The 26,036-nt window shown below is 68.4% G+C and carries 29 protein-coding genes and 1 tRNA gene; 19 read left to right on the top strand and 11 right to left on the bottom strand.

What is annotated here, in order from left to right; translation table 11 throughout:
• Positions 1-64: 64 nt before the first annotated feature.
• From ACQF4J_RS22130 to ACQF4J_RS22115, 4 genes are all read right to left on the bottom strand, one after another.
• Positions 65-706 carry an MAE_28990/MAE_18760 family HEPN-like nuclease gene (locus ACQF4J_RS22130; protein WP_427166612.1) on the bottom strand — a complete coding sequence of 214 codons (642 nt, stop codon included), beginning with the start codon at positions 704-706 and terminating at the stop codon, positions 65-67.
• A 13-nt stretch (positions 707-719) separates the two neighbouring features.
• A complete protein-coding gene (locus tag ACQF4J_RS22125; RefSeq protein WP_427166611.1) occupies positions 720-1,823 on the bottom strand; it encodes a DUF262 domain-containing protein in 1,104 nt (367 codons plus the stop codon).
• Positions 1,824-1,909: 86 nt separating this feature from the next.
• Complete coding sequence (locus ACQF4J_RS22120; protein ID WP_427166610.1) at positions 1,910-3,157, bottom strand: XRE family transcriptional regulator; 1,248 nt, start codon at positions 3,155-3,157, stop codon at positions 1,910-1,912.
• A 158-nt stretch (positions 3,158-3,315) separates the two neighbouring features.
• Complete coding sequence (locus tag ACQF4J_RS22115; protein WP_427166609.1) at positions 3,316-3,696, bottom strand: GntR family transcriptional regulator; 381 nt, start codon at positions 3,694-3,696, stop codon at positions 3,316-3,318.
• A 467-nt stretch (positions 3,697-4,163) separates the two neighbouring features.
• Between ACQF4J_RS22115 and ACQF4J_RS22110 the strand changes: the two genes are divergently transcribed.
• The 13 genes from ACQF4J_RS22110 (at position 4,164) to ACQF4J_RS22050 (ending at position 14,183) form a co-directional block, all read left to right on the top strand.
• Positions 4,164-4,454: a hypothetical protein gene (locus ACQF4J_RS22110; RefSeq protein ID WP_399332622.1), complete on the top strand. Its 291-nt coding sequence runs from the start codon at positions 4,164-4,166 to the stop codon at positions 4,452-4,454.
• The gene (locus tag ACQF4J_RS22105) at positions 4,451-5,449 is read left to right on the top strand and encodes a DUF2637 domain-containing protein (RefSeq protein ID WP_427166607.1); all 999 of its coding nucleotides are present in this window, start codon (positions 4,451-4,453) and stop codon (positions 5,447-5,449) included. The genes ACQF4J_RS22110 and ACQF4J_RS22105 overlap by 4 nt, the downstream gene beginning before the upstream one ends.
• On the top strand, positions 5,449-5,820 hold the full coding sequence (locus ACQF4J_RS22100) for an RRQRL motif-containing zinc-binding protein (RefSeq protein ID WP_318811206.1): 372 nt from the start codon (positions 5,449-5,451) through the stop codon (positions 5,818-5,820). Before ACQF4J_RS22105 ends, ACQF4J_RS22100 begins: the two co-directional genes overlap by 1 nt.
• 90 nt (positions 5,821-5,910) lie before the next feature.
• The gene (locus ACQF4J_RS22095; RefSeq protein WP_427166606.1) at positions 5,911-8,136 is read left to right on the top strand and encodes a cell division protein FtsK; all 2,226 of its coding nucleotides are present in this window, start codon (positions 5,911-5,913) and stop codon (positions 8,134-8,136) included.
• A gap of 141 nt (positions 8,137-8,277) precedes the next feature.
• The gene (locus tag ACQF4J_RS22090; protein ID WP_037760950.1) at positions 8,278-8,535 is read left to right on the top strand and encodes a hypothetical protein; all 258 of its coding nucleotides are present in this window, start codon (positions 8,278-8,280) and stop codon (positions 8,533-8,535) included.
• A gap of 14 nt (positions 8,536-8,549) precedes the next feature.
• A complete protein-coding gene (locus tag ACQF4J_RS22085; RefSeq protein ID WP_073492950.1) occupies positions 8,550-8,744 on the top strand; it encodes a hypothetical protein in 195 nt (64 codons plus the stop codon).
• Between the two features lie 12 nt (positions 8,745-8,756).
• Positions 8,757-9,218 (top strand): hypothetical protein, encoded by a 462-nt coding sequence (locus ACQF4J_RS22080; RefSeq protein WP_427166604.1) that lies wholly within the window; start codon positions 8,757-8,759, stop codon positions 9,216-9,218.
• A gap of 138 nt (positions 9,219-9,356) precedes the next feature.
• Positions 9,357-10,064 (top strand): DNA methylase, encoded by a 708-nt coding sequence (locus tag ACQF4J_RS22075; RefSeq protein ID WP_427168604.1) that lies wholly within the window; start codon positions 9,357-9,359, stop codon positions 10,062-10,064.
• The gene (locus ACQF4J_RS22070; protein ID WP_427166603.1) at positions 10,061-10,951 is read left to right on the top strand and encodes a bifunctional DNA primase/polymerase; all 891 of its coding nucleotides are present in this window, start codon (positions 10,061-10,063) and stop codon (positions 10,949-10,951) included. Before ACQF4J_RS22075 ends, ACQF4J_RS22070 begins: the two co-directional genes overlap by 4 nt.
• Positions 10,948-11,304, top strand: coding sequence for a hypothetical protein (locus ACQF4J_RS22065; protein WP_427166602.1), 357 nt, complete (start codon positions 10,948-10,950; stop codon positions 11,302-11,304). The genes ACQF4J_RS22070 and ACQF4J_RS22065 overlap by 4 nt, the downstream gene beginning before the upstream one ends.
• Positions 11,301-12,476 (top strand): DUF3631 domain-containing protein, encoded by a 1,176-nt coding sequence (locus ACQF4J_RS22060; RefSeq protein WP_427166600.1) that lies wholly within the window; start codon positions 11,301-11,303, stop codon positions 12,474-12,476. The genes ACQF4J_RS22065 and ACQF4J_RS22060 overlap by 4 nt, the downstream gene beginning before the upstream one ends.
• A gap of 217 nt (positions 12,477-12,693) precedes the next feature.
• Complete coding sequence (locus tag ACQF4J_RS22055) at positions 12,694-12,903, top strand: helix-turn-helix domain-containing protein (protein WP_267246518.1); 210 nt, start codon at positions 12,694-12,696, stop codon at positions 12,901-12,903.
• Between the two features lie 74 nt (positions 12,904-12,977).
• Positions 12,978-14,183, top strand: a complete 1,206-nt coding sequence (locus ACQF4J_RS22050; protein ID WP_427166598.1) for a site-specific integrase — start codon at positions 12,978-12,980, stop codon at positions 14,181-14,183.
• A gap of 83 nt (positions 14,184-14,266) precedes the next feature.
• Here ACQF4J_RS22050 and ACQF4J_RS22045 read toward each other — a convergent pair.
• The 3 genes from ACQF4J_RS22045 to ACQF4J_RS22035 form a co-directional block, all read right to left on the bottom strand.
• A tRNA-Pro gene (locus tag ACQF4J_RS22045) sits at positions 14,267-14,340 on the bottom strand.
• A gap of 41 nt (positions 14,341-14,381) precedes the next feature.
• Complete coding sequence (locus ACQF4J_RS22040) at positions 14,382-15,167, bottom strand: Pr6Pr family membrane protein (protein ID WP_351571046.1); 786 nt, start codon at positions 15,165-15,167, stop codon at positions 14,382-14,384.
• 89 nt (positions 15,168-15,256) lie between these two features.
• Positions 15,257-16,183 (bottom strand): metallophosphoesterase, encoded by a 927-nt coding sequence (locus ACQF4J_RS22035; RefSeq protein ID WP_351571048.1) that lies wholly within the window; start codon positions 16,181-16,183, stop codon positions 15,257-15,259.
• Between the two features lie 129 nt (positions 16,184-16,312).
• Between ACQF4J_RS22035 and ACQF4J_RS22030 the strand changes: the two genes are divergently transcribed.
• The gene (locus ACQF4J_RS22030) at positions 16,313-16,780 is read left to right on the top strand and encodes a GatB/YqeY domain-containing protein (RefSeq protein ID WP_351571051.1); all 468 of its coding nucleotides are present in this window, start codon (positions 16,313-16,315) and stop codon (positions 16,778-16,780) included.
• 135 nt (positions 16,781-16,915) lie between these two features.
• Here ACQF4J_RS22030 and ACQF4J_RS22025 read toward each other — a convergent pair whose 3' ends face one another.
• On the bottom strand, positions 16,916-19,174 hold the full coding sequence (locus ACQF4J_RS22025) for a transglycosylase domain-containing protein (protein WP_351571054.1): 2,259 nt from the start codon (positions 19,172-19,174) through the stop codon (positions 16,916-16,918).
• A gap of 407 nt (positions 19,175-19,581) precedes the next feature.
• On the opposite strand from ACQF4J_RS22025, the gene wblA reads away from it, so the two are divergent.
• Positions 19,582-19,920: a transcriptional regulator WblA gene (gene wblA, locus ACQF4J_RS22020; RefSeq protein WP_058924101.1), complete on the top strand. Its 339-nt coding sequence runs from the start codon at positions 19,582-19,584 to the stop codon at positions 19,918-19,920.
• A 59-nt stretch (positions 19,921-19,979) separates the two neighbouring features.
• Here the strand turns inward: wblA and ACQF4J_RS22015 are convergent, their stop codons facing one another.
• On the bottom strand, positions 19,980-21,326 hold the full coding sequence (locus ACQF4J_RS22015) for an ArsA family ATPase (RefSeq protein ID WP_351571057.1): 1,347 nt from the start codon (positions 21,324-21,326) through the stop codon (positions 19,980-19,982).
• Between the two features lie 58 nt (positions 21,327-21,384).
• The gene (locus tag ACQF4J_RS22010) at positions 21,385-22,362 is read right to left on the bottom strand and encodes an ArsA family ATPase (RefSeq protein WP_351571060.1); all 978 of its coding nucleotides are present in this window, start codon (positions 22,360-22,362) and stop codon (positions 21,385-21,387) included.
• A 95-nt stretch (positions 22,363-22,457) separates the two neighbouring features.
• Here ACQF4J_RS22010 and ACQF4J_RS22005 point away from each other — a divergent pair, with 95 nt between their 5' ends.
• The 4 genes from ACQF4J_RS22005 to ACQF4J_RS21990 are packed head-to-tail and all read left to right on the top strand — an operon-like array spanning position 22,458 to position 24,849.
• Positions 22,458-22,616, top strand: a complete 159-nt coding sequence (locus ACQF4J_RS22005; RefSeq protein WP_019992579.1) for a DUF4177 domain-containing protein — start codon at positions 22,458-22,460, stop codon at positions 22,614-22,616.
• A complete protein-coding gene (locus ACQF4J_RS22000) occupies positions 22,616-23,080 on the top strand; it encodes a RidA family protein (protein WP_351571063.1) in 465 nt (154 codons plus the stop codon). Before ACQF4J_RS22005 ends, ACQF4J_RS22000 begins: the two co-directional genes overlap by 1 nt.
• A gap of 60 nt (positions 23,081-23,140) precedes the next feature.
• Entirely contained in the window at positions 23,141-24,022 is an 882-nt protein-coding gene (locus ACQF4J_RS21995) for an NUDIX hydrolase (protein WP_351571066.1), read from the top strand.
• The gene (locus ACQF4J_RS21990) at positions 24,019-24,849 is read left to right on the top strand and encodes an MBL fold metallo-hydrolase (RefSeq protein WP_351571068.1); all 831 of its coding nucleotides are present in this window, start codon (positions 24,019-24,021) and stop codon (positions 24,847-24,849) included. Before ACQF4J_RS21995 ends, ACQF4J_RS21990 begins: the two co-directional genes overlap by 4 nt.
• A gap of 142 nt (positions 24,850-24,991) precedes the next feature.
• Here the strand turns inward: ACQF4J_RS21990 and ACQF4J_RS21985 are convergent, their stop codons facing one another.
• Positions 24,992-25,666 (bottom strand): Crp/Fnr family transcriptional regulator, encoded by a 675-nt coding sequence (locus ACQF4J_RS21985; protein WP_058924095.1) that lies wholly within the window; start codon positions 25,664-25,666, stop codon positions 24,992-24,994.
• Positions 25,667-26,036 lie beyond the last annotated feature (370 nt).

The raw sequence follows: 26,036 nt of genomic DNA, 5'->3' as shown, positions 1-26,036 counted from the left end.
ACTCCGGCACGTCTCTGATGTCTTGCACGACGCCATCTCGGAATTCATGGTTTCGTGACTACCTTCAGGTTCCCGCCATATACGCCCTGTCTCTTGCCGCATCCAGTAGCTGCTCAGAATATAGGTCTAGGAGATCGCGCACTGCGACGAGACGCTCTTCTGCTTCTTCTCTGGTGAACCGGGCCAGCTCTCCATGCGCCACTTGGTTCCTCCCGAATAGCAGTTGTCCATCAATGAAGGCGTGGCGTGTTTCGTAGTCGGCACGGTAGGTGAGGCCGAGCCCCAAGATGAGAGACTTAAATACGGTAGACGAGAGGTTGCTCTCTGTGTCTATGCATTTATCGGGGCGAGCCGAGAATACTGCCTTTCTGTCTTTGTCGATTTGATCCAATATGTCGCCGAGAAAGAGAAGCTTTGAACTTTGAGAGGCCCTATGGAAGTGCGACGAAATATACGCCGCCTGTAGTGGATACTTGAGATCCGCCACAGGGACCTGCTGGCCATTAATGTGTCTGATGTACAAGGCGCTCGCTGCCTTGACGAATCCCTCCCAATGCGCATAGGAGAGGACGGTTGCGGCTCGACAAAGGAGTTCCAATTGAGGCTTATCGCTCCCCTCCTGGAACAAAATCGAGAATCGCGACAGTTCTAGCTTCCGCAGGGACAGGTCTCTCTGAACCTTGTCGCTGAATTTCTCCAGATCCAACGCCCCGCCCCCGTCAGCTTGAAAAGAGAGACCGGCCGAAGGGAATCGTATTCTTCATGCGTTGATCCGCCCTCATTCCGGTGGCATGGCCAGCCGAAAATTGTGCGTTGGACCACAGGCTTGTGCGCTTGCTTCGAACGTCTTCAGGGCTCAAGTCGATTCCAGGGAGGTGGAATCCAATGCCGAGTGCGATGGCCTCGAAAGCTGTGAGCGAGAAAGGGCCCTCTGTTCTGTTCCGAGACGGGTTGAAGCGTCTCAGGATGTCGGAACCTCCGGCGGCGTGGAGGCTCTCAAAGGCCTTTTGGAAAACTTCGCGCTCTTCCTCCAGGCGGGTATCGTCCCATTCGACGAATTGGATAAGCTCGGAAGTGAGGAAGTCGCCGATGTTCCCAACCGAAGCCAGTCTTGTGGACTCAATCTTCCTCAGGAAGATGAACCGGAGCGCTAGTTCCATGTGGTACTGCTCGTTGATGAGCCGCTCCGGGAGATCGATGACCTTCAAGTACGCCTCGATGGAGCAAAGCTTTCCGAGCCATTCATAGTGCTTTTTACTGAGACTAACGAGAAGGCAGTTTCGCAGCTCTTGCGGGGTCGCCGTAGAGCCAAATGAGTTCAATCTCTGGAAGAGGTCGTACTTTGCTCGATTGTCGCTCTCTCTCTTGATGATTTTCATGTCTATGCGTGCACGCTTGAAATCGAGACGCTGAGTTGAGGAGAGGCTTCGGATCGAGTTCGTCCGGGGTTCGTAGGAGCATCCCTGGAGTTGCGTCAGAAATGGGGTATCGGAGCAAATCAACGGGTCGTGTAGCTCGCCGTTCTCGTCTTTTAGTATCCCCATGAACTGAAAGATGGTGGACATTCTTTGAACACCATCAACTACATCCCAGATGCCGTTCTCGTTCTGAGCTACAAAAACACTAGGCAGGGGGATGCCGAGGAGGATACTCTCAATGAGTCGACTTTTCTGAGATTGCTCCCAGCGGAAGATTCTCTGGAACTCCGGATGAATATCAATTTCTTCGTCGCGGTAGAGGTTTGACAACTCGCCGATGGACATCGGATAAGTGTCGGTTGCGATCTTGCGACGGTAAAGTTCGATTTCGCCCTCAAGGTCCATGAGGTGAGATTAGCAGCCGCTGGTGCCTGGTAGGGGTGCTTTGTGTACACCGCATAGGTATGACTAGCAGCCATCGGCGCGGTCGCTTACTGGGGCAGGAACCCGGGCTTCTCGTGCCCCAGTGCGTGTAGCCGGGCAAGGTAGTCCTGTGCCGCCGGCTCCGAAGCGTATCGGCGCCTCATCTCGGCAGCGAGTTCTCGGCTCGTCATGATGAGCGACGGCACTGACTGGCGGTCCCCTTCGAGAGCCCGTTCACCCATGGTGAGTGCCTGCTCCAAGTCGCCCTCACGTGCCGCCGTTACGCCCAGCGTGACGCGAGCTTCAGCGTTACGCATCGGCGAGCGGTCGGTGCCGTCGAAGTCCGTTCCTACCCTCAGTACCTCTTCGGCGAGCGTGCGCGCGAGCTTGTCCTCACCGACCAGGCGGTAGCAGTCCATCGCGTAGAAGTCGAACTTGGCGGGGTCCACCACGAAGTGGTTGTCCAGGTTCTCGGGGTGCGGCATCCCTTCGAGCATTCGCCGCCCCTTGTCCAAGGTGACCTCGACCTGCCGGCGGTCTCCGAGCCGCGCCCATGCCTTGGCTTCCTGGGCAGCAAGCTGCACGGCCACGCCGTGGTGGGCCGCCGTCTCGGCTCCGGCCCGCGCCGCTGCGATGACGCCGCGGTAGTCGCCGGTAGTGAGGGCGAACCATGCCCGCATCTCGTGCGCCCACCCGGCAACCTCCGCATGGTCAGCCTCGGTCGCAAGCGAGAGCGCAGCCTGTCGCGTCGACTCGGCCGCGTGGCGGTCGCCCGTGTCGTACTCGACACATCCGACCAGTAGGGCGAGCCAGCCGGACAGCGCGAGAACCTCGCGGTGTTGAGCGAGCGTGAGGCTCTTCGAGTGAAGTTCGACGACACGGCGAAGCCACTGGCGCCCCTCGATGAGAAGTTGCTCGCTCGGCATGAACGGATACTCCGAGGCGAGTCGGTCGGTGGTGATCCGCAGAGCGTCAAGCGTGGCGTTGTCGACGTCGGACCGGTTGAGACGGCTCACGATCTCCAGTGTCTCCATGCCGGACGCTGCCAAGATCTCCTTGTCTCCGTCCCGCCGTGAGGGCGCCGGGAAGAGCGCGTGCGTCACGGTGCCGAACGTGGCTGCGATGATCGGTTGGTAGAAGTCGTTCGGTGCCTGGCCGGACTCCCAGCGCTTCCACTGGCGAATCATGCTCTCTTCCGCGGGCAGCTCCGTGGGGGCGTGCGCCCGCAGGGCCCTGACTGCGTCACGCTGCGACCAGTCGCGTGCCATCCGCTCAGCCGCGATGCGCCGCGCCCATGCGGGCCTGTTGTCGGTCATGCGCCCTCCTCCGAGTGCCTGCTCCGAGTCTCGCGCGCGAGCCGGGGGGACAGGGAAGGTGACAGGCGGGTGTCACCGAACATGTCCCCTCCTCCGGTTTGCCGTCCCCAGGCTGTCACTTACCTCTCAACTCCCGTTCTGGGCATGCTGGTTGCAGATCACGCACCACCCGGCACGGAGCGGTTTTCGAGCGCTTCGAGCCTGCCGCGGAGTTCCGAGACTTGGGAGGTGAGATGCTCGAGCTGACGCAGGACTTCGGGAAGGTCGACGCCCGCGTTGGCTTCGCTGGCTTCGGTGGCTTGCTCGGGGTCGCGGGCGTAGCTGCCGCGCGACGTGGTCAGGATGAGCCCGTCCTCGCGGAGGATCGTGAGGGCGCGCTGCACTGTCATTCCCGAGATCTTGAAGCGCGTAGCCAAGTCTCGTACGGACCCCACATGGGCCCCCGGCTTGATGTCGCCACGCAGGATCTCTTGCCGCAGGATGTCGGCCGCCTGCTCGGACTCCGGTCTCGGGTCGTCTTTCGAGATTTCAGCGCTCATCACGCCATCGAGCGTACCCACCCCTAGTACGACCTAGCACGAATCTTCGCGGCACTCTTGCGTCGTGGTACGTGCTAGTACATGCTGTTACGCATCAGCACGGCGGGCCAGGAAGGGCTTCGCCGGGCTGTCTCCGTAAGTGCTTGACCTGCAAGACCGCACGACCAGGAGCCCCGCATCGGACGGGGGGAGGCGACCCGGCGCCTTGGCATTAACCGGAGGGCTTAGACCGAAAGGTCACGTCTCCATACGCCTACTTCGAGGCCGGACAGCTCTACCTGATACGGGAGCGCGGTCGCGATGAAGGAGACACGCACTACCGCCCCGATGGTCGTAGACAGGGTTCGACTCCCGGTCGGGGCGCTTTCCCCTGTCGCACTGCGGCTCGGGTTCTTCCGGAGTAGTCGCCGTCTCACCAAACGCCTGCGGCTCTCCGGCTCCGTGTCCCTCCCACTTCAGGAGCTGTCATGCGTACGTACATCGGCCACCAACAGGCCGTCTCTGCCGCGGACTTCGCGGAGCTGGCGCTCGGCACCCCGGTTGAGCTGTGGCTCGGCGTCGAGGGCGAGACGGACGAAGAGCGCGCGGCCCGCGAGGACGCGGCGCGCGACATCCTCGCCGACAACCCAGACCTTCCCGACGACCTGATCCGCATCGCCGCGCAGGTCATCGAGGAGAACCCGGACCTGTTCGACGTCATCCCGCTGACCCGCCCCGCCCGGCGCCGCCGCGCGGCACGCAAGGGGGTGGCGGCATGACCACCACAACCCCCGCCCTCGAGACGCCCGCGTCTGGGGTGCCGCCGCTGACGAAGCCGGAGATGGGGCTCGCCGGAATTGGAGCGCTCGCCGCGGCCGGCGTCGGCGCGCTCGGTCTGATCTCTTCCTTCGACGCAGTGTCGGCCGCCGCTGCCCGATGGGGGTTCCACGTTCCGTGGATGCTGCCGGTCGGGATCGACGTGGCCATCCCGGTGTTCACCGTCGCCAACCTGCTGTTGATCCGGATGGACATGGCGCTCGCTTGGGTGCGGTTCGTGCCGTGGGTGCTCACTCTGATCACCTGCGGGCTGAACATCGCTGCCGGACATGGCATGTGGGCCAAGGTCGCCCACGGCACGATGCCGCTGCTGTGGGTGGTGTTCTCCGAGATCGGCGCGCACATCTACGCCGTGCGGATCGGCGCGGCCACTGGGCGGCGCATGGAAAAGATCCGGTTCTCCCGTTGGCTGTTGGCCTTCCCCTCCACCTTCGCGCTGTGGCGCCGCATGACGCTGTGGGAGGTCACCTCCTACTCCGAAGCGCTGGCACGAGAGAAGGAACGGCAGTTGGCCCGCGCGGACCTGCGTGAGCGCTACGGCCGCAAGTGGCGGACGAAGACCCCGCGGCGCGAGCGCGTGATGCTGCGCATGGGCGACCTGGCCCCCGCTGCCGATCAGGAGGCGCCCGCACCGCCTCCGGCGGACAATCCGCCGGCGCCGGTCGACTCCAAGTCGCGCCCGCGCCGCCGGACACCCGTAAAGGGCAAGGCCAAGACGCAGCGCACCTTCGAGGAGGCGCTGACCGAGGCGCGCACGGTCACCGCAGAGTGGACCGGGGCGGAGCTGACCGCGGACCGTCTGCGCACCACGCTGCATGTCTCGCAGGCCAACGCCCGCAAGCTCCGCGACCAGTTGAAGGCAGAGCGCGTCGACGGCCGTCCGCTGCACTCCGTGGACGACGCGGAGGGCGACGGCACGACGGCTGAGGCCGCCTGATGTTCGCCAAGTGCTTCGACCCGACCGGCGCGAGGCACGGACTGCCCACCTACCCGTGGCGCTGTGCCCCCGACGGACTCGCCACCAAACGGCAGTTACGGGCCCGCGGCTTACGGCCCGGTGGGCAGTCCATCGCGGCGCAGATCATGCGCCCGCGCTACCGGCGTGGCCCACTGGTCGCCTACCTCTACCGCGTCGACCGCGCCAAGCCAGTCCGGCCGATGACGCCGGGCAAGTGGGCCGCGCTCGCCAAGGCGAACCGTGCCCGCCGGACGTGCCCCGCCTGCCGACAGGACGCCGGATACGTCATCCCCACGTCGCTCGGCATGTGCGTGCCCTGCGCCTACCCCGAGGAACAGCGCGCCGCCTGACCTGCACATCACGATCCGGCGGGGTCCGTCCGCCCACCTCCTACAGCGACGGCCGGACCCCGCCTTTCCTCCCTTTGGAAGGGACTTTCAGTGAAGCACCCCGACGACGACAACGAACTGTTCAACCGACTCGAAGCGGAGATGAACGCCGACTCCGGGGGTGAGGTAGTCGACCTCGACAAGGCGCGGTCGGCCCGTACCGAGTCGCCCGACCCGACCGCCCGACCCGACTCCGACCCGTCGGCCGACTCCGAGACCGGTCGGTCGGGTGCCGAGTCGGGCGACCCGACCGCGCGCGTGATGGTCGACCTGCCGATCCCGACGGCCACCGGTCCGGGCTATCTCGGTCGGCTGCTCGGCGCCCAGCGCCGTGCGGTCGTTCCTATATGGCTGCGGTCGGTGGCGGAACTGCGGACCGCCACGGCGTGGGTGGCCCGCCACTACGCCCACTCCGCCGGGTACCACGCGCTGCGTGCCCCGGTCTACGCCGCCCGGCTCGCCCTGCAAGCCCCGACCGGCGCTGCCCGGTTCGTGGGCGGCACGATGCGGTGGGTGGCCGACCGTGAGGGCGAGCCGGTCCGACTCGCCGCGGTCCGGCGTGAGGACGCCGCGGAGTACCTGAAGCTGTCGCGTCAGCGCGACGGACGGGTCCGACTGCGCACCCTCGTGGCCGTGCTCGCCATGTTCGTCGGGCTCGGCTCCGCGCTCGCCATCTACGTGCTCGCCCCCGACTGGCTTCAGGCGGTGTCGGTGAGCGCGGTCGTGATGGCGCTCGGGTTCGCCGGACGCCGCGCGGATGCCCCGGTCATCCACCGCGCGGTGGAACTGCCCAAGGCGGTCAAGCTCACCAGTGACATCGTGTTGCGGGCGCTGGGTGCTCTCGGCATCCCCGCCATCAACCAGGCGCAGGCCAAGGGGCGCGACGGGTTCGAGTTCACTGCCCCGATCACCCGTGATGGCCCCGGATGGCGAGCTGAGGGCAATCTCCCGTACGGCGTCACGGTGACCGACGTCATCGAGCGTCGCGACCGGCTCGCCTCCGGCCTGCGCCGCCCTCTCGGGTGCGTGTGGCCCGAGGCGGTACCGGATGAGCACACCGGTCACCTCGTGCTGTGGGTGGGGGATCAGGACATGTCCCGCGCCAAGCAGCCCAAGTGGCCGTTGCTCAAGTCGGGTTCGGTCGACCTGTTCAAGCCGGTCGCCTACGGCACCGACCAGCGCGGACGCTGGATCGAAGCGACGCTGATGTACATCGCGGGCGTCATCGGCGCCATCCCGCGCATGGGCAAGACCTTCCTGCTCAGGCTGCTGCTGCTCATCGCTGCGCTGGACCCGCGCGCGGAGCTGCACACCTACGACATGAAGGGCACAGGCGACCTGGACCCCGTTGGCGATGCCGTCTCCCACCGCCACGCCGCGGGCGACGACGACGAGTCCATCGAGTACTGCCTGAACGACTTCCGGGCACTGCGCGAGGAACTGCGGCGCCGCACCAAGGTGATCCGCTCGCTTCCGCGGGATGTCTGCCCGGAGTCGAAGGTGACCAGCACTCTCGCTGACAAGCGCTCCCTGGGTCTGCACCCGATCGTGATCGGAGTGGATGAGTGCCAGGTGCTGTTCGAGCACCCCGAGCACGCCAAGGAGTTCGAGGAGATCGCAACCGACCTGGTCAAGCGCGGTCCGGCCACCGGCATCGTGCTGTTGCTCGCCACGCAGCGCCCGGATGCCAAGGCGCTGCCCACGGGCATCTCTGCGAACGCGTCGGCCCGTTGGTGCCTGAAGGTCATGGGTCAGCTCGAAAACGACATGGTGCTCGGCACGTCCGCCTACAAGCGGGGCGTGCGGGCGACCATGTTCGCCTGGGGTGACAAGGGCATTCACTACTTCGTCGGTGAAGGCTCGGACGCCCGGATCGTGCGCGCCATCTACATCGACGGCCGTGCCGCCGAAGACGTCGGAGCCCGCGCTCGCCGCCTGCGCGAGGAAGCGGGCACCCTGTCCGGGCACGCGCTCGGGGAGGCACCCGAGCCAGTCACCAGCGCGTATGACCTGCTGCGCGACATCCTCGCCGTGGTGCCGGCCGATGAGCCCAAGGTGTGGTCCGAAACCGTCGTCGCCCGGCTCGCAGAGCTGCGCGAGGAGGTCTACGACGGCTGGGACCCCGAAGGGCTCGCCGCCGCGCTCAAGCCGCACGGCGTCTCCACCATCCAGGTGGGCCGCCGGGTGAAGGGCAAGGTCGTCAACCGGCGCGGTATCGACCGCTCCCACATCGTCGCCGCGATTGCGGAGCGTGACGGAAAGCGGGACGCGGGCTGACCGTCCGGGGCCGCTAGCGCTAGCGGCACACCCCGCTAACGTTAGCGGCCCCGCTAGCGCCCCAAACCCGCTCTGATCAGGCCGCTAGCGGATAGCGGCCCACCTGCGGAAACCCCTGAAACCCGCCTGGAAGGGCCCGTCATGACCCCTGTCCTGCTCGCTATCACCCTGATTCTGGGTGTAACGCTGTGTTACGTCGCAGTGTGCGCTGCCTCGCCGTTCGGCAACTGCCGCAAGTGCAACGGCTGGGGCTTCGCGATGAAGACCGACCGCAAGGGCCGCATGAAGCGCGGCAAGGACTGCCGCCGCTGCAAGGCCACCGGCAAGCGCATACGCGTCGGCCGCTGGCTCTACAACCGCTGGGCCCGCATCTACCGCGCCGGCACCGACACCCCCTGACCGGAAGGCTCCCGATGATCCTGAACATCTCCGCCGTGCTGCTGTTCGGCGCCGCGTCCGCCCTCGCCGTCAAGACCAAGTCCGCCGGAGGCGGCGCGGCCATCGTCCTGTTCCTGTTCGGGTTCTTCGCCGCCGGGACCGGCGCGTACGAGCCCATCCACAACCTCGTGCAGGCGTCCGCCGACGCCCTGTCCGCCCTCGGGAACTGAAGGAGGCTCGCTGTGCACGAGCACGCCAACCTCGTACCCGGCCGTCGTGAAGCGGCCGTGGAAGTACACCGCCCCACACCGCTCGCCCCGATGCCGTCGGCGCCGGTCGTACCGGTGCAGCCGGGCACGATCCCGGCCGTGACGAGCATCGTCCTGCCGGACGGCCGCGTCGTCACCGGCTACACCGTCGAACCCGCCAAGCCCGACCCCGTCGCGGCCAAGCCGCCCGTCTCCCGCGCGGCGGTGAACATCGCCCTCGGGGGCATCGGCTTCGGTGCGGTCTGCGGTGGGCTGTTCCTGCTGACCGCGTTCATCACTGCGCTGACCGCGCTCATCACTCAGCTCATCACCCTCGCCGCCGTCGTCTTCGGCGGATGGGTCGCCGTGCAGGTCTTCAGCGCGAGCGGCCACAGCGGCGGCAACACCTTCAACATCCGCAAGGCCGTCTTCAAGCGCAACCACTTCCACGGCTAGCTACGCCCGAGGCGGGCGCCGTCTCACCACAAGCCTGCGCCCGCCCCGGTTCTCCTGTCCCTCCAACAGAACAAGGAGACCTCCAGCATGACCCAACGTCGTGCATTCGGCGAGGGCCATCCGGCCCATGCCACCCCGATGGGGCGCGGCCGACTCCGGCCGCGCCTGCTGGATCTGTTCTCGTGCGCCGGCGGCGCCGCCATGGGCTACGCCCGTGCCGGATTTGTCGTGGACGGTGTCGACATCGCCGACCGGCCGAACTACCCCTTCCCGCACCACCGGGGCGACGCGCTCGAACGGCTCGCCGCGCTCATCCTCTCTGGGGACATCGAGCGGTACACGCTCGTGCACGCCTCCCCTCCGTGCCAGGACAAGTGCGCCTTGACCGTGGGCACCAACCGGTCCCAGGGGTGGGGCGGAACCCACGAAGACCTCGTGGTGCCCACCCGAGACCTGCTCGACAAAACCGGTCTGCCGTACGTCATCGAGCAGCCCAACGGCCGTGCCGAGATCCGCAAAGACCTCACGCTGTGCGGCGAGATGTTCGGGCTCGGGGTGATCCGGCACCGCAACTTCGAGTTGGGCGGCTGGATCATCGAGCAGCCGGCGCACGTCCCGCACCGCGGGCGGGTGCGCGGCTACCGGCACGGCCGCTTCTACGACGGCCCGTACGTGGCCGCGTACGGCAACGGCGGGGGCAAGCCGTCCATCCCGGAACTTCAGGCCGCGATGGGCATCACGTGGACTGACGTGCGCGAGGAACTGACCGAGGCCATCCCGCCCGCCTACACGGAGTGGATCGGCCGCGCGTTCCTCGCGACCGCTGCCCTGGAGGTGGCGGCATGAATCGTCACCTCCTGTTCGCAGCCCTGGACGCCGCGGAGCGCGGGTGGGCCGTCCTCCCTCTGCGCCCCGGCGACAAGCGTCCGGCCCTGCATGGTGAGGACGTCTGCCCCGGCATCGGGGACTGCGCCGGCGGTCACCGCAAGTGGGAAGAGCGCGCCACCATCGACCCGGACCGCATCCGCCGCGCGTGGGGCGACCTGCCGTTCAACGTCGGCATCGCGACCGGCCCGTCCGGGCTGGTCGTCGTCGACCTCGACATGCCCAAGCGCAAGAGCAGCACGGACACGCCTAACGGCGTGACGACCTTCACGGCGCTCTGCGAGCGCGCCGGGCAGGCCGTGCCTACCACCCGCACGGTGCGGACCGCGAGCGGTGGGGTCCATCTGTACTTCACCGCCCCGCCTGGTGCCCGGCTCGGCAACACGGCCGGACGGCTCGGCAAGCGCATCGACACCCGCGCGTGGGGTGGCTACGTCGTTGCCCCCGGCAGCCTCACCCCCGCGGGCGCCTACGCGGTCGTCAACGACATGCCGCCCGCACCACTGCCGGAATGGCTGTACGCCTGCCTGACGGTCCGTCAGGCTTCGCGGGCGCTAACGGCTGCACCGTCGTCCGTACGGGCGTCCAGCTACGCCGCAGCGGGCTTGAACGCGGAAACCGCGTCCGTACGGCAGGCCCCGGAGGGCGAGCGCAACGCCACGTTGCTGCGGGCGGCGCGAGCCCTGGGGCGGTTCATCGCGTGGGGCGACCTTCCCAGGGAGCAGGTTGAGGAGGCTCTTCAGTGGTCGGGGGAGCAGGCCGGTCTGTCGCCGCGGTCGTGTGAAGCGACCATTCGCAGCGGTCTTAACTGGTCGATTGCCCGCAACGGTCAGGGGAGGGCGGCATGAGCACCCCGCCCCGCCATGCACTGAAGAGCCTTCCCGCCACCCCGACCGGTCCGGGCGCCGCCGCACAAGCCGCGCTCGGTCCGGCCGTGGGCGAGCCGAAAGGCGTCGCCCGCAAGGGCGTCCCATCTGCTCTTCGTCCTGACCCGCACCGGGGCGACGGCCGGTACCCGATCGCGTGGCTGTGCATCTGCGCACCGCGCGGCGCCGTGCCTACCGCCACCTCGAAGTGCCTGTGCGGCAGGGACCGCAGCGCCGTCGGCCACACGAAGGTGCTCGCCCTGATCGAGGACCACACCGCCCACCGCGACGCATGCCCGCTCCGCACCAACCAGGAAGGGAGGCAGGCGGCATGAGCGCCAACCCGCAGGAACCCGCCATGGACGGCTCCGCACTGCTCGATGAGGTCGAAGCCTTCCACCGCCGTTTCAACATCTTCCCCCTCGAAGCCGCGTACGTCGCCGTGACGCTGTGGGACGCACACGCGCACCTGCTCGACTGCTTCGACTCCACACCGCGGCTCGCGTTCCTGTCGCCGGAGCCGGGCTCCGGCAAGTCCCGCGCGTTGGAGATCGTGGAAACCCTCGTGCCGCAACCGATGGTGGCGGTCAACGCCTCGGCCTCCGCGCTCTTCCGGGCGGTGTCCGGGATGGAGGGACGGCCGACCATCCTGTTCGACGAGATCGACACTGTCTTTGGCCCCAAGGCCGGAGAGAACGAACAGCTCCGCGGGTTCCTGAACGCCGGTCACCGCCGTTCAGGCGTCATGTGGCGTTGCGTGGGCGACGGCTCCAATCAGCAGGTACAGGAGTTCCCGTCATTCTGCGGGGTCGCGGTCGCCGGGCTCGGCTCGCTGCCGGACACGATCCTGACCCGCTCGGTCATCGTCCGCATGCGCCGCCGCGCACCGAACGAGCGGGTTGAGCCGTTCCGGCAGCGCATCCACGAGAAGGAGGGCCACGCGCTGCGTGACCGGCTCGCCGCATGGACACAGTCCGTGCGCCACCTGGTCGACGGGGTGTTCCCGGCACTGCCGGAGGGCATCAGCGACCGGCCTGCGGATGTGTGGGAGCCTCTGCTCGCCATCGCGGACGCCGCGGGCGGCGCGTGGCCGGAGCGCGCCCGCACCGCGTGCATCGAGCTGGTGAACGCGGCCAAGACCAGCGACAAGGGCAGCATCGGTATCCGCCTGCTCACGGACCTGCGCGACTACGTGTTCAACGGCATCGACCGCCTGCCAACCGTCGCCATCCTCGACAGGCTGCACAGCCTCGAAGAGGCGCCGTGGGCGGACATGAGCGGCAAGCCGCTCGATGCCCGCGGGCTGTCACGGATGCTGCGGGAGTACATGACCGCGGACAACACCCCCATCGCGGCCCGCAACATCAAGGCAGGCGGGAGCGTCATGAAGGGCTACTACGCGAGCGATCTGCACGACGCGTGGCAGCGCTACTGCCCACCCCCCGCGGAAAGTGCGCTACTTCCGCTACCTCCGCTACCGGGCAGCTCAGAGGCGGTTTCCGGGTAGCGGCAAGCCGCTCCGCATCCGCTACCGCAACACCCCATCCGCTACCCGCCCCGCGGCCACGAAACCGGGGCCGGTAGCGGCTCCATCCGCTACCGCTACCCCTATCCGCTACCTGGATCATGCCCCTGACCAGGGCGGTAGCGGAGGTAGCGGAAGTAGCGGACCAGACAGGAAGGGGGCCACCGCCCCCGGAGCCCTGCCGAGGAGGCACCGCCGCATGGCCACCGTTGCTGAACCTGCCGAACAGCTCCTCTACCGCCCCGAAGAGGCGGCCAAGGCCCTCAGGATCGGACGCTCGATGGTCTACGAGGAGATACGCCTCGGACGACTTCAGACCGTCCGCATCGGCCGTCGCCGTCTCGTGCCGCCGGAGTACATCGAGCAGTACGTCGAACTCCTCAAGCGCGAGGCAGAAGCCACCGCCTGAACTTCCCATCACCCGAGTTCCACAGGGCCGCGTCCTTCAGGGCGCGGCCCTGTCCTATGGAGGCACGACAGAGCATGACCGACACCCCGAAGCGCGCCCAAAGGGCTGGCCATGGTGCGGACACCATCTACTGGGACCCGGCCAAGAAGAGTTTCGTGGGGGCCGTCTCCCTGGGACACGGCCCGAACGGCAAGCGCCGTCGACCGAAGGTGTACGGCAAGACGAAGACCGAAGTCCGCCAGAAGATCCGGGACTTGAAGAAGGAGGTGCAGACGGGCGTCAAGGCGCCGGCCAACTACACCGTGGCCGACGCGGTGAACGACTGGTTGGAGCGCGGGCTGAAGGGGCGCGACGAGAAGGGCACCATCGGCAAGAACCGCTCGATGGCGAACAAGCACCTGATCCCGTTCATCGGCAAGGCCAAGCTGAAAGAACTCAGCGCGGACGACGTGGACGACTGGTTGGACGACAGGGCTGAATTCCTCGCGACGCGAAGCCTGCGCGACCTGCTCGCCATCCTGCGCCGTTCCATCGCGCACGCTCAGCGCCGGGACAAGGCTGCGCGGAACGTCGCCCTACTCGTCACCGCACCGGAGGGGCGCCCCGGCCGTCCGAGCAAGGCACTGAACCTGGAGCAGGCGAAAGCCGTGCTCATCGCCGCGCGACCGTCACGGCTGTACGCCTACCTCGTGCTCTCGCTCCTCAGTGGCGTGCGCACGGAAGAGGCGCGGCCCCTCACCTGGGACCACGTCTTTCTGGAGACGAAGGACGGAATCCCGCCCCACGTCGCGGTGTGGCGCTCGGTGCGCAAGCACGGCGAGACGAAGACCAGGAAGAGCCGCCGGACCATCGCTCTGCCCAAGCAGGTGGTCGACGTCCTCGAAGAGCACATGCGATGGCAGAAGCAGGAGCGGGCAGCGAGAGGGATGGAGTGGAGCCCGACCGGCCGCGTCTTCACCACCCGGAGCGGCGAGCCGCTCGACGCGGCCAACGTCCGGCGCGACTTCAAGGCCATCGTGAAGAAAGCCGGACTGAAGCCTGAGTGGACCCCGCGGGAGCTCCGGCACAGCTTCGTGTCCCTGCTCTCGGACCACGGCATCCCCCTGGAGAGGATCGCGCTCCTGGTCGGTCACAGCAGTCAGGCGACCACAGAGGCGGTCTACCGCAAGCAGCTCCGGCCCGTTATCACACAGGGTGCCGAAGCGATGGATGACATCTTCGCCGAAGATCAGGAAGGGGAGGACACGGAGGCCGACGAAGAGGGCGACGCGGTGGCCTGACCAAATGCGTTTGGCCCCCCGTTTGGCCCCCCAGGCATGAAAGAGGCCCATTCGCGATCAAGCGAATGGGCCTCTGACCAGCGTCGGGGTGGCGGGATTTGAACCCACGACCTCTTCGTCCCGAACGAAGCGCGCTGCCAAGCTGCGCTACACCCCGATGTCGCTGCTGTCCTGCTTGTCGCGGCGACGTCGTTTACTTTAGCCCACCGGTGGCTGTAGGCGAAATCCGGTTTTGGCGCGGCGGCGGACGGGGTTCGGGCGGGCGTGGTCGACGGCGACCAGGAGGACGGCGAGGGCGTAGAAGGCGAGGCCGAGGAGGAGGGTGTTGCCGAGGACGCCCTTGTAGCCGTGCAGGTCGACGTCCAGGAAGGGGTAGAGGTAGCGGCCCGGCGTGCCGGGGAGGATGAGCTCGCCCCGGATGAAGGAGAGCGTCAGGTAGGCCAGGGGGTAGAGGAGCCAGGTCGCCGCCTGGCGGAAGTGCAGGCGGCCGGGGGCGGTCAGCAGCAGCCAGTCCAGGACGGCCGCGACGGGGGTCGCCGTATGGAGGATCTGGTCGGTGACCCAGTGCCAGCCCGTCGGCGGTGCCGTCTCGCCGGTCATCGCGAACGGGCTCGACGCCCTGGCCAGCAGCAGGTGGTACACCAGGCCCGTGATCGTGATGTAGAGGAGCGCCGCTCCGGTCAGTGCCGAGGGGAGCGGGCGGCGTGCCGACCACGCTCGGCGGGCCGACAGGGTCAGGACCAGGGCCAGCAGCAGGTTGCTCTGGATCGTGAAGTAGCTCAGGATCCGGACCGGGCTGCCGAGGAGCAGTTCGATCGTCACCGCCCCGGCCGCCGCGAGGGCGACCAGGAGGCGGTAGAGCGCGGTCAGGGGGTGGCGTACGGGGGTCACCACAGCCGTGGCGGGGACCGGGGAGGGCAGCAGCGCGGGTACGCCCGGGACCGCGGGGAGGTCCGGGATGTCCCTGGGTATCGGGGCGGTCATGCCCCCAAGCTAAGCAAAGGGGGCATTTGCGGCGATGCGGGCGGGCCGTGCGGGTTAATCGTCCGTCGCGCTCGGCCTTGCGGGAACCCCTACGCCCGCTCCACCAGCGTCAGCAGCGTCGCCTCCGGCGGACAGGCGAACCGTACCGGTGTGTACCGGTTCGTCCCACACCCCGCCGACACGTGCAGATACGACGTACGGCCCTCCGACACATGCCGCGACAGGCCCTTGACCCGGTCGGTGTCCAGGTCGCAGTTGGTGACGAGGGCGCCGTAGAAGGGGACGCAGAGCTGGCCGCCGTGCGTGTGGCCCGCCAGGATCAGCGGGTACGCGTCGGCCGTGAAGGAGTCCAGCACGCGCAGGTACGGCGCGTGCACCACGCCCATGGAGAAGTCCGCCGCGTCCGAGGGACCGCCGGCCACCTGGGCGTACCGGTCGCGCTTGATGTGCGGGTCGTCCAGGCCCGTCAGCTCCAGCGCCATGCCGTCGATCTTCAGGGTGCCGCGCGTGTTGGTCAGGTTCAGCCAGCCCGCGGAGTCGAAGGCGTCCCGCAGGTCCTCCCACGGGTTGTGGATCGCGCCGACGACCGGCGGGTTGCCGTTCAGGCCGTGCCGGCCCTGGACCTTCTCCAGCAGGTACCGGGCGGGGTTGCGCGGCTTGGGGCCGTAGTAGTCGTTCGAGCCGAAGACGTACGCGCCGGGGAACTCCATCAGCGGTCCGAGCGCGTCCAGGACCTCCGGCACGCCCTCGGGGTCCGACAGGTTGTCGCCCGTGTTGATCACGAAGTCGGGGCGCAGGCCGGCCAGCGAGCGCAGCCAGCGCTGCTTCTTGCGCTGGCCGCCGACCATGTGGATGTCGGAGACCTGCAGCAGCCGCAGGGGGCGCATCCCGGCGGGCAGCACGGGGACGGTCACCCTCCGCAGACGGAAGGAGCGGGCCTCGAAGCCCGCCGCGTAGGCCACACCGGCGGCGCCGACCGCCGCGATCCCCAGAGGTACTCCGTATCGAGCGCGCATACCTCCATCGTGTCAGACCCGTGGGGTGACTTGAGCCGCCCCGTTCCCGTCTCCCCTTGAACGCACCCGTTCCCGTCTCCCCTTAAATGAACGGGCATCGAGCGTTCCGTACCTGCGACAATCAAACTCATGACCACCACGCTCAAGTCGAAGCTGCAGGAAGACCTCAACGCCGCGATCAAGGAGCGCGACGAGCTCCGCTCCTCGACGCTCCGGCTGACGCTCACCGCGATCACCAAGGAGGAGGTCGCGGGCAAGGAGAAGCGCGAGCTCTCCGACGACGAGGTCCTCAAGGTGATCACCAAGGAGGCGAAGAAGCGTCGCGAGGCCGCCGACGCCTTCGCGCAGGGTGGTCGTACCGAGTCGGCCGAGCGGGAGAAGGCGGAGGGCGAGTTGCTCGCCGCGTACCTGCCCAAGCAGCTCGGCGACGAGGAGCTTAACGCGATCGTCGCCGCGGCCGTCGCGGAGGCGAAGGCCGCGGGTGCCGAGGGGCCGCGTGCCATGGGCGCCGTCATGAAGATCGTCAACCCGAAGGTCGCGGGCCAGGCAGAGGGCGGCCGCGTCGCCGCGGTCGTGAAGAAGCTGCTGGCCGGCTGAGGCCTTCGCACAGACGGCTGCGGCCCTCACCGAGACGGCTGAGGCCTTCACACACACGTAGGGCGGCCCCTGTCCCACCTCACCGGTGGGACAGGGGCCGCCCTACGTCGCGCTACGACTCCCGCGTCAGCCGCGTCAGCCGCGCCGCCCCCCGTTCCCGTTCCCGTTGCTCGTGCCCTGGAACAGGTTCTCCGGGATGGAGAAGGTGGGCGTGGGGAAGGTGGTGCCGCCGTCCGTGCCTCCGTTGGAGTTCCCGCCGTTGTTGTTGCCCCCGTTGCCGTTGCCGCCGTTCTTCCCGTCGCCGTTCCCCTTGCCCTTGTTGCCGTCGGGGATGTCGACGAGGTTGAAGGACTCGACGGGCTGGCCCTCCAGGGCGCCGGTCATGGCGTCCTTCCAGATCGGGCCGGGAGTGTCGGCGCCGTAGACGAGGCTGTGATAGATGCCGCCGATGGTGATCTGCTTCATCTGGCGCTTGTGAGTCGGGTCGCCGACCCAGACCGCGCCGGCCATGTTCGGGGTGAAGCCGACGAACCAGGCCGCGTAGCGGTTGTCCGTCGTACCGGTCTTACCGGCGCTCGGGCGGTCGCTGAGGCCCGCCTGCTGACCCGTACCGTCCTCGACCACGCCCTTCAGCAGCGTCGTCACGGTGTCGGCGGTCTTCTCCGACATCGCCCGCGAGCAGGTCGACTTGGGCACCTGCAGCGACTTCGTCTTGTCGCCGACCCGCTGGCTGATGGACTCGATGGCGATCGGCGTGCAGTACATGCCGCGCGAGGCGAAGGTGGCGTACGCGTTCGCCATCGTCAGCGGCGACATCTCCTGGGTGCCGAGCGCGATCGAGGGGGCCTGCCGCATCTTGGAGCCGTCCGCGCGCTGCACGCCCATCTTCTTGGCCATGTCGATGACCGGGCAGATGCCGATGTCGCTGATCAGCTGCACGTAGTAGGTGTTGACCGACTTCGCGGTCGCCTGCTTCATGCTGTACGGGCCGTGCTCCGACGCGTTCTCGTTGGACAGCTTGGTCGGGTTGTTCGGGTCGTCCCGCCACTGCTCGCCGTTGCAGATCGACACCGGGCTCGGGTAGTACATCTCGTACGGCGAGGAGTACGACTGCGTCGCCGGCGTGCCGCCCTCAATGGCGGCCGCGGCCACGATCGGCTTGAACGTCGAACCGGGCTGGTAGCCCGCGCCGCCGCCCATGGACTGGTTCACCGACAGGTTGATCTGCGTCTCGTGCTTGCCGAAGCCGTACGGCCGCGACTGGCCCATCGCGAGGATCTTGCCGGTGCCCGGCTCGACGAGGGTAGCGGCGGTCGCGACGTCGTCGCTCTTGTAGACGTGGTCCTTGATCGACGACTGCACCGACTCCTGGGCCTGCGGGTCGAGGGTGGTGCGGATCGTCAGACCGCCCTGGTTCCAGACCTTGGCCCGGGCCTCCTTGGTCCGGCCGAACATCGGGTCGTTGAGGAAGACCTCGCGGACGTAGTCACAGAAGAAGCCCGCGCCCTTCACGGCGGTGATGCAGCCGTTCTTCGGCTGGCTGGGGTCGAGGCCCAGCGAGGTCTTCTTGGCCTTGTCGGCCTCCGCCTGCGAGATGTCCCCGAGGTCGGCCATGCGCTGCAGCACCGTGTTGCGGCGCTTGGTGGCCTCCGCCTCGTCGTTGACCGGGTCGTAGCGGGTCGGGGACTGCACGATGCCCGCGAGCAGCGCCGCCTGCTGGAGGCTGAGGTTCTTGGCGTGCCGGGAGAAGTAGCGCTGGGAGGCGGCCTCGACGCCGTAGGCCTGCTCGCCGAAGAACGTGATGTTCAGGTAGTTCTCGAGGATCTTCTTCTTGCCCAGCTCCTCCTCGACCTGGATCGCGTACTTCAGCTCCTTGATCTTGCGGCCGATCGTCTGCTGGGTGGCCTCGGCGACCTTCGTCGGGTCGTCGCCGGCCTCCTCGATGAACACGTTCTTCACGTACTGCTGGGTGAGCGTGGAGGCGCCCTCGGAGACGCCGCCGCTCTGCGCGTTCTTGTTCAGCGCGCGCAGGATGCCCTTGAGGTCGACCGCGCCGTGCTTGTAGAAGCGCGCGTCCTCGATCGCGACGATCGCCTTCTGCATGTACGGCGAGATGTCCTTGAGGGCGACCACCGTACGGTCGCGCGAGTACACCGTGGCGATCTGACCGCCGTCGGCGTCGAGGATCGTGGTGCGCTGACTCAGCGGCGGGGTCTTGAGGTTGGCCGGGAGCTCGTCGAAGCTCTCCACCGATCCCTTGGCCGCGAGTCCGAGCGCGCCGACGGCCGGCAGTGCGATACCGGCCATGACGGCACCGGCCAGCACACTGACACCGAGGAACTTGGCGGCCTGCTGCGTGGGGGACAGGCCACCGCCCGAGCGCTTCTTTGGCATGAGGGCAGCCTACGTTCTCAATCGCCGGACACGCGTATATGCCTTGGCCTAAGCTGCTCTCAACTGTCACAGCAGTAGGGCCACGTATCAATACGTCCGGCGACCCCGAATCGTTCCGGAAGTTCCCCGACTTTTTGGTGGGGGCGTGTCCGAATCCGCCTTCTGTGTCACCTGGCGTCCGTTGTGACTCAGCGGAACTGCCCCGGTTTGCCGGGAAGGTCACGCATGTTACCAGCTCACTCCCCCGGGTGATCTGCCGCTTACGCATAGTCCGTTCGGGCCATTCAAGATTGGGCCCGAAGGGGGTGTTGCGCTGTGCCCACCTTCCGTAACGTCCTCAACTGGCAGCGGTGAATATGCCGCTGCCGCCGTGGGGGAGCCTCGATTCGGGAGAGGACGGCGCCGGTATGGGCTGGGTAACCGACTGGAGTGCGCAGGCCGCCTGTCGCACTACCGATCCGGATGAACTGTTCGTGCAGGGAGCGGCGCAGAACAGGGCCAAGGCGGTGTGCACCGGATGTCCGGTACGCACCGAATGCCTGGCCGACGCGCTGGACAATCGCGTCGAGTTCGGCGTGTGGGGAGGCATGACGGAGCGGGAGCGCCGCGCACTGCTGCGCAGGCGGCCCACCGTGACCTCCTGGCGCCGGCTCCTGGAGACGGCGCGTGTGGAGTACGAGCGGGGGGTGGGCATCCTGCCGCTCGACGACGACGAGGTGTACGAGAACTACGCGGCGGTGAGCTGAGGGCACCCCCAAGAGGGCACCCCTGCAAGAGGGCACCCCTCAGGAGGGCATCCCTCGGCTCAGTCGACGACGGAGTCGGGCAGCTCCGGCCGGTTGGCCGCGAGCCGGTCACCGATGTCCCGCAGTCCCACGAGGTCGTGCACATCGCCGGGAAGCGCGGCCACTTCGGCCACCGCGACCTCGGGGTGGAGCGCCGTGAATCGGTCACGCGTGCGCTGCTCGCGGGAGAGCAGTTGCATACGTTCCGCGTGCAGCCTCAGCAGGCCTGCGGCGAGACGGTCGACACCCTGGTCCTCATCGTCCGGACCGGGGGAGTTGGCCCCGGACGCCGCGGACTCGGCGGGCTCGGATGCGGGAGATTCTGAACTGCCGTACGTGTCGGGAGAGTTACGAAGTCCAGCTTTCCCGCCCTCCTGATCCACAATGCGGGACTCCACAAGATTTTCCGCGGCGGCGAGGGCGCGCTCGGCCGACAACCGGTCGGCGCCGCTGCCATGGACCCGGTTGAGCACCAGACCGGCGAGCGGCATGTCCTCGGCCGCCAGCCGTTCCACGAAGTAGGCGGCCTCGCGCAGCGCGTCCCGTTCCGGGGCCGCCACCACCAGGAACGCCGTGCCCGGCGCCTGCAACAGCTTGTACGTGGCGTCCGCGCGCGTACGGAAGCCGCCGAACATCGAGTCCATGGCCGCCACGAACGTCTGGACGTCCTTCAGCAGCTGACCGCCGAGCACCTTGCCCAGCGCGCCGGTCATCATCGACATCCCGACGTTCAGGAACTTCATCCCCGCCCGGCCGCCGACCTTGGCCGGCGCGAGCAGGACGCGGATCAGCTTGCCGTCCAGGAAGGACCCGAGCCGCTTCGGGGCGTCCAGGAAGTCCAGCGCCGAGCGGGAGGGCGGGGTGTCGACGACGATCAGGTCCCACTCGTCGCGCGCCCGCAACTGCCCCAGCTTCTCCATCGCCATGTACTCCTGCGTGCCGGCGAAGCCCGCGGAGAGCGACTGGTAGAAGGGGTTCGACAGGATCGCGGCCGCCCGCTCCGCGTCCGCGTGCGCCTCGACGATCTCGTCGAAGGTGCGCTTCATGTCCAGCATCATGGCGTGCAGTTCGCCGTCGCCCTCGACGCCCTTCACCCGGCGCGGGGTGTTGTCCAGCGAGTCGATGCCCATGGACTGGGCGAGCCGGCGGGCCGGGTCGATGGTCAGCACGACCACCTTCCGGCCGCGTTCGGCGGCCCGGAGGCCCAGCGCGGCGGCCGTCGTGGTCTTGCCCACCCCGCCCGAGCCGCAGCACACCACGATCCGCGTCCTCGGGTCGTCGAGCAACGAGTCGACGTCGAGGACGCGCGCGGCGGAGAGGCGGTGCTGGCGCGGACTGTCCTTGGCACCTGCCTGGTCCGGACTCATGACATCCCCTGCTTCCCGATCGTGCTCCGGCTGTTGCGCTCGCACATCGTGCTCCGGCTCATGACAGGCCCTGCCCGCGCAGCTCGGCGGCCAGCTCGTACAGACCCGCGAGGTCCATGCCCTCGGCGAGCAGCGGCAGTTCGTGCAGCGGAAGGCCCGTCTCGGCGAGCACCGAACGCTGCTCGTGCTCCAGCGCGTACCGCTCGGCGTACTCCTCGGCCTGCTGCAGCAGCGGGTCCACCAGCTTCTCGGCGTTCCCGCCCCGCCGCGCGCCGCCCAGCCCCGCCGCCGACAGTGCCTTCGCGACAGTGGAACGCGGCACGCTCCGTACGAGTTCCAGGTCCGTGCCGTCCAACACCTCGGGCCGCACCATGTTGACGATGATCCGGCCCACCGGGAGCCTGGCGGCGCGCAGTTCGGCGATCCCGTCCACGGTCTCCTGGACGGGCATCTCCTCGAGCAGTGTCACCAGGTGCACGGCCGTCTCCGCCGACTTCAGCACCCGCATCACGGCCTGCGCCTGATTGTGTATCGGCCCTATCCGCGCCAGTCCCGCCACCTCGTCGTTGACGTTCAGGAAACGGGTGATGCGGCCCGTTGGCGGCGCGTCCATGACGATGTAGTCGTAGACGAACCGGCCGCTCTTGTCCCGCCTGCGCACCGCCTCGCAGGCCTTGCCGGTCAGGAGCACGTCCCTGACGCCCGGCGCGATGGTGGTGGCGAAGTCGATCGCGCCGAGTTTCTTCAACGCTCTTCCGGCGCCTCCGAGTTTGTAGAACATCTGGAGGTAGTCCAGAAGAGCCAGTTCTGGATCGATGGCGAGGGCATACACCTCCCCGCCCCCTGGAGCGACGGCGATCTTCCGCTCCTCGTAGGGCAGCGCTTCGGTCTCGAAGAGCTGCGCGATGCCCTGGCGCCCCTCGACCTCTACGAGAAGCGTCCGCTTCCCCTCGGTCGCGAGGGCCAGCGCGAGAGCGGCGGCGACCGTGGTCTTTCCGGTCCCGCCCTTGCCACTGACGACCTGGAGCCTGCTCACGTATTCGAGCCTAACCAGTCGCCGTGCGGATCACGCGACAGCCTGTGGACAACTCGACGGCGGATGGTGGCCGGGCAACGGCTAGAGTCGGCCACATGACCAAGTGGGAATACGCAACCGTGCCGCTGCTCGTCCATGCCACGAAGCAGATCCTGGACACCTGGGGCGAGGACGGCTGGGAGCTCGTCCAGGTCGTGCCCGGGCCGAACAACCCCGAGCAGCTGGTGGCCTACCTGAAGCGGGAGAAGCCGTAATGGGCGCCGTCGAGGCCAGGCTGGCCGAACTCGGTCTCACGCTGCCGGAGGTCGTCCCGCCGCTCGCCGCCTACCAGCCGGCCGTCCAGTCGGGCGTGTACGTGTACACATCCGGCCAGCTCCCGATGGTCGAGGGCAAGCTTCCGGTCACCGGCAAGGTCGGTGCCGAGGTCACGGCCGAGGAGGCCAAGGACCTGGCCCGCACCTGCGCCCTGAACGCCCTGGCCGCCGTCAAGTCGGTCGCGGGCGACCTGGACCGCGTCGCGCGCGTGGTGAAGGTCGTCGGCTTCGTCGCCTCGGCGGCGGACTTCACCGGCCAGCCCGGCGTGATCAACGGCGCAAGCGAGCTGCTCGGGGCCGTCCTCGGCGACAAGGGCGTGCACGCCCGCAGCGCGGTCGGCGTGGCGGTGCTGCCGCTGGACGCGCCCGTGGAGGTCGAGGTCCAGGTCGAGCTGGTTCCGTAGCCAGCGCTCTGACCTCGGGGACCTCTCGAACATTCGCGCACCAGGGGATAGCCTCCGGCCATGGCGAATGGGCAGTGGTTTCCGCAGGACTGGCCGGACCGCATCCGCGCGCTCGCGGAGGGCACGCTCACTCCGGTGGTGCCCAAGCGCGCGGCCACCGTCATGCTCCTGAAGGACACCGACGGCGGTCCGGTCGTCCACATGCTGCGCAGACGCGCCTCCATGGCCTTCGCCGGAGGCGCGTACGCGTATCCGGGCGGTGGCGTCGACCCGCGCGACGACGAGCACCACGTGCGCTGGGCGGGCCCCACGCGCGCGTGGTGGGCCGAGCGGCTCGGCGTCGACGAGCGGACGGCCCAGGCCATCGTCTGTGCGGCCGTCCGGGAGACGTACGAGGAGGCGGGCGTCCTGCTCGCCGGCCCCGCCGCCGACTCCGTGGTCGGTGACACCACGGGCGAGGACTGGGAGGCCGACCGCGCGGCCCTGGTCGCCCGCGACTTCTCCTTCGCAGAGTTCCTCGACCGCCGCGGCCTGGTGCTGCGCTCGGACCTGCTCGGCGCCTGGGCGCGCTGGATCACCCCGGAATTCGAGTCCCGCCGCTACGACACCTTCTTCTTCGTCGCCGCCCTCCCGCACGGCCAGCGCACCCGCAACGCCTCCACGGAGGCCGACCGCACGGTGTGGATCCGGCCCCAGGAGGCGGCCGAGGGCTACGACAAGGGCGAGCTGCTGATGATGCCGCCCACCATCGCCACCCTGCGCGGGCTCGCCCCGTACGGCACGGCCGCCGCCGCGCTCGCCGCCGCCCCCGGGCAGGACATGACCGCCGTACTGGCGCAGGCCCGTCTGGAGGACGGCCGGATCGTGCTGACCTGGCCCGGGCACGACGAGTTCACCAAGCGCATCCCGACCGACCTTCCGACCGGTGGAGCCTCCGCATGACCGACGCAAGCACCCTCCCCGGCCGGCCCAGGAGCGGGGTCCTGACCGGCCCCGCGACGCCCCGGGCCGTCAACGTCCTGGCCCCCAACGCGTCGGCGATGACCCTCGACGGCACCAACACCTGGATACTCGCCGAACCGGACTCCGACCTGGCGGTCGTCGTCGACCCCGGTCCGCTGGACGAGGGGCACCTGCGCGCGGTCGTCGACACGGCCGAGGCCGCCGGCAAACGCATCGCTCTCACCCTCCTCACCCACGGCCACCCCGACCACGCGGAGGGCGCCTCCCGCTTCGCCGAGCTGACCGCCACGCGCGTGCGTGCCCTGGATCCGGCGCTGCGGCTGGGCGACGAGGGCCTCGCGGCCGGTGACGTGGTCGCCGTCGGCGGACTCGAGCTCAGGGTCGTACCCACCCCGGGCCACACCTCGGACTCCCTGTGCTTCCACCTGCCGGCCGACCGGGCCGTCCTGACCGGCGACACCGTCCTGGGGCGCGGTACGACCGTCGTGGCGCACCCCGACGGCCGGCTGGGCGACTACCTGGACTCGCTGCGCCGCCTGCGCTCGCTGACGGTCGACGACGGGGTCCACACCGTCCTGCCGGGCCACGGCCCCGTGCTGGAGGACGCCCAGGGCGCCGTCGAGTTCTACCTGGCCCACCGCGCCCACCGCCTCGCCCAGGTCGAGACCGCGGTCGAGGACGGCTACGACACCCCGTCCCAGGTCGTCGCACACGTCTACGCGGACGTGGACCGCTCCCTGTGGCCGGCGGCGGAGCTGTCGGTACGGGCCCAGATGGACTACCTGGAGGAACACGGCCTGATCTAGCCCTGCAGCCTGAAACAGCCGGTCGACGCGTCTTCGGACATGGGCGTACTGAAACAGCCCGTCCGGCGTTTGAGGACGAGGCCGTTCAGGCCGAACGGGGGTCTGGGCGCGGAGCCCCCAGCCACTCCGGCCGAGACCGGCGTCAGCGGGACCGCTTCGCCAGCCGCTCCACGTCCAGCAGAATCACCGCACGCGCCTCCAGGCGGAGCCAGCCCCGCTGCGCGAAGTCGGCCAGCGCCTTGTTGACCGTCTCCCGGGACGCGCCGACCAGCTGGGCCAGCTCCTCCTGGGTGAGGTCGTGCACGACGTGGATGCCCTCCTCGGACTGCACGCCGAAGCGACGCGAGAGGTCCAGCAGGGCACGGGCGACACGGCCGGGGACGTCCGAGAAGACCAGGTCGGACATCTGGTCGTTGGTCTTGCGCAGACGCCGCGCGACGGCGCGCAGCAGGGCGCCGGCCACCTCCGGGCGGACGTTCAGCCAGGGCTGGAGGTCGCCGTGGCCGAGACCCAGCAGCTTGACCTCGGTCAGCGCGGTGGCCGTCGCGGTGCGCGGGCCCGGGTCGAACAGCGACAGCTCGCCGATCAGTTCGCCGGGGCCGACGACGGCGAGCATGTTCTCGCGGCCGTCGGGGGAGGTGCGGTGGAGCTTGACCTTGCCCTCGGTGACCACATAGAGCCGGTCACCGGGGTCGCCCTCGTGGAAGAGCGAGTCCCCGCGCGCGAGGGTCACCTCACTCATGGAGGCGCGGAGCTCCGCGGCCTGCTCGTCGTCGAGCGCCGCGAAGAGCGGGTTCCGCCGCAGAACGTCGTCCACGAGTTCTCTCCTTGTCGACCTGCTCAGGGGATCTTTCTCCCCCTTGGTACCAGGGGACCGTGTTCCCCATCTTGCCGGACGGTCCAAACAGTGTGATCTGTCACAAGGATGCCGCACTGGTGTCCTGAGGTAAGCGGCAGGGGTCCAATTGGGGGCCGATCTTCTGGGTCCGGGGCGGATGTCAGTGGCGGGCTCTAGGCTGGCCGGGTGTCCAAATCGCCGGTGAGAGCACAGGCCAAGGGGGCTGGACGGGTGGCTGCACGTCGTGATTCCGCTGTGGGCGAACAGAGCCCCGGCAGCGGAAGGAAACCGGCAAAAGAGACAGGGAGTGTGGCGGGCGGGAAGGCCGTGGCGAAGAAGGTGACTGCGA

Source organism: Streptomyces sp. C1-1 (assembly GCF_050214755.1).
GTDB lineage: Bacteria > Actinomycetota > Actinomycetes > Streptomycetales > Streptomycetaceae > Streptomyces.
Note: the sequence above shows the minus strand (reverse complement) of the source record. Positions and strands in the feature narration are given on the sequence as shown.

Coding starts and splice junctions, on each gene's coding strand:
- ACQF4J_RS22110 (WP_399332622.1), top strand. CDS start 4,164: ATGCGTACGTACATCGGCCACCAACAGGCCGTCTCTGCCGCGGACTTC.
- ACQF4J_RS22025 (WP_351571054.1), bottom strand. CDS start 19,174: ATGCCAAAGAAGCGCTCGGGCGGTGGCCTGTCCCCCACGCAGCAGGCC.
- ACQF4J_RS22120 (WP_427166610.1), bottom strand. CDS start 3,157: ATGACCGACAACAGGCCCGCATGGGCGCGGCGCATCGCGGCTGAGCGG.
- ACQF4J_RS22100 (WP_318811206.1), top strand. CDS start 5,449: ATGTTCGCCAAGTGCTTCGACCCGACCGGCGCGAGGCACGGACTGCCC.
- ACQF4J_RS22105 (WP_427166607.1), top strand. CDS start 4,451: ATGACCACCACAACCCCCGCCCTCGAGACGCCCGCGTCTGGGGTGCCG.
- ACQF4J_RS22065 (WP_427166602.1), top strand. CDS start 10,948: ATGAGCACCCCGCCCCGCCATGCACTGAAGAGCCTTCCCGCCACCCCG.
- ACQF4J_RS22040 (WP_351571046.1), bottom strand. CDS start 15,167: ATGACCGCCCCGATACCCAGGGACATCCCGGACCTCCCCGCGGTCCCG.
- ACQF4J_RS22060 (WP_427166600.1), top strand. CDS start 11,301: ATGAGCGCCAACCCGCAGGAACCCGCCATGGACGGCTCCGCACTGCTC.
- ACQF4J_RS22030 (WP_351571051.1), top strand. CDS start 16,313: ATGACCACCACGCTCAAGTCGAAGCTGCAGGAAGACCTCAACGCCGCG.
- ACQF4J_RS22090 (WP_037760950.1), top strand. CDS start 8,278: ATGACCCCTGTCCTGCTCGCTATCACCCTGATTCTGGGTGTAACGCTG.
- ACQF4J_RS22035 (WP_351571048.1), bottom strand. CDS start 16,183: ATGCGCGCTCGATACGGAGTACCTCTGGGGATCGCGGCGGTCGGCGCC.
- ACQF4J_RS21995 (WP_351571066.1), top strand. CDS start 23,141: ATGGCGAATGGGCAGTGGTTTCCGCAGGACTGGCCGGACCGCATCCGC.
- ACQF4J_RS22075 (WP_427168604.1), top strand. CDS start 9,357: ATGGGGCGCGGCCGACTCCGGCCGCGCCTGCTGGATCTGTTCTCGTGC.
- ACQF4J_RS22085 (WP_073492950.1), top strand. CDS start 8,550: ATGATCCTGAACATCTCCGCCGTGCTGCTGTTCGGCGCCGCGTCCGCC.
- ACQF4J_RS22070 (WP_427166603.1), top strand. CDS start 10,061: ATGAATCGTCACCTCCTGTTCGCAGCCCTGGACGCCGCGGAGCGCGGG.
- wblA (WP_058924101.1), top strand. CDS start 19,582: ATGGGCTGGGTAACCGACTGGAGTGCGCAGGCCGCCTGTCGCACTACC.
- ACQF4J_RS21990 (WP_351571068.1), top strand. CDS start 24,019: ATGACCGACGCAAGCACCCTCCCCGGCCGGCCCAGGAGCGGGGTCCTG.
- ACQF4J_RS22115 (WP_427166609.1), bottom strand. CDS start 3,696: ATGAGCGCTGAAATCTCGAAAGACGACCCGAGACCGGAGTCCGAGCAG.
- ACQF4J_RS22125 (WP_427166611.1), bottom strand. CDS start 1,823: ATGGACCTTGAGGGCGAAATCGAACTTTACCGTCGCAAGATCGCAACC.
- ACQF4J_RS22005 (WP_019992579.1), top strand. CDS start 22,458: ATGACCAAGTGGGAATACGCAACCGTGCCGCTGCTCGTCCATGCCACG.
- ACQF4J_RS22055 (WP_267246518.1), top strand. CDS start 12,694: ATGGCCACCGTTGCTGAACCTGCCGAACAGCTCCTCTACCGCCCCGAA.
- ACQF4J_RS22015 (WP_351571057.1), bottom strand. CDS start 21,326: ATGAGTCCGGACCAGGCAGGTGCCAAGGACAGTCCGCGCCAGCACCGC.
- ACQF4J_RS22050 (WP_427166598.1), top strand. CDS start 12,978: ATGACCGACACCCCGAAGCGCGCCCAAAGGGCTGGCCATGGTGCGGAC.
- ACQF4J_RS22000 (WP_351571063.1), top strand. CDS start 22,616: ATGGGCGCCGTCGAGGCCAGGCTGGCCGAACTCGGTCTCACGCTGCCG.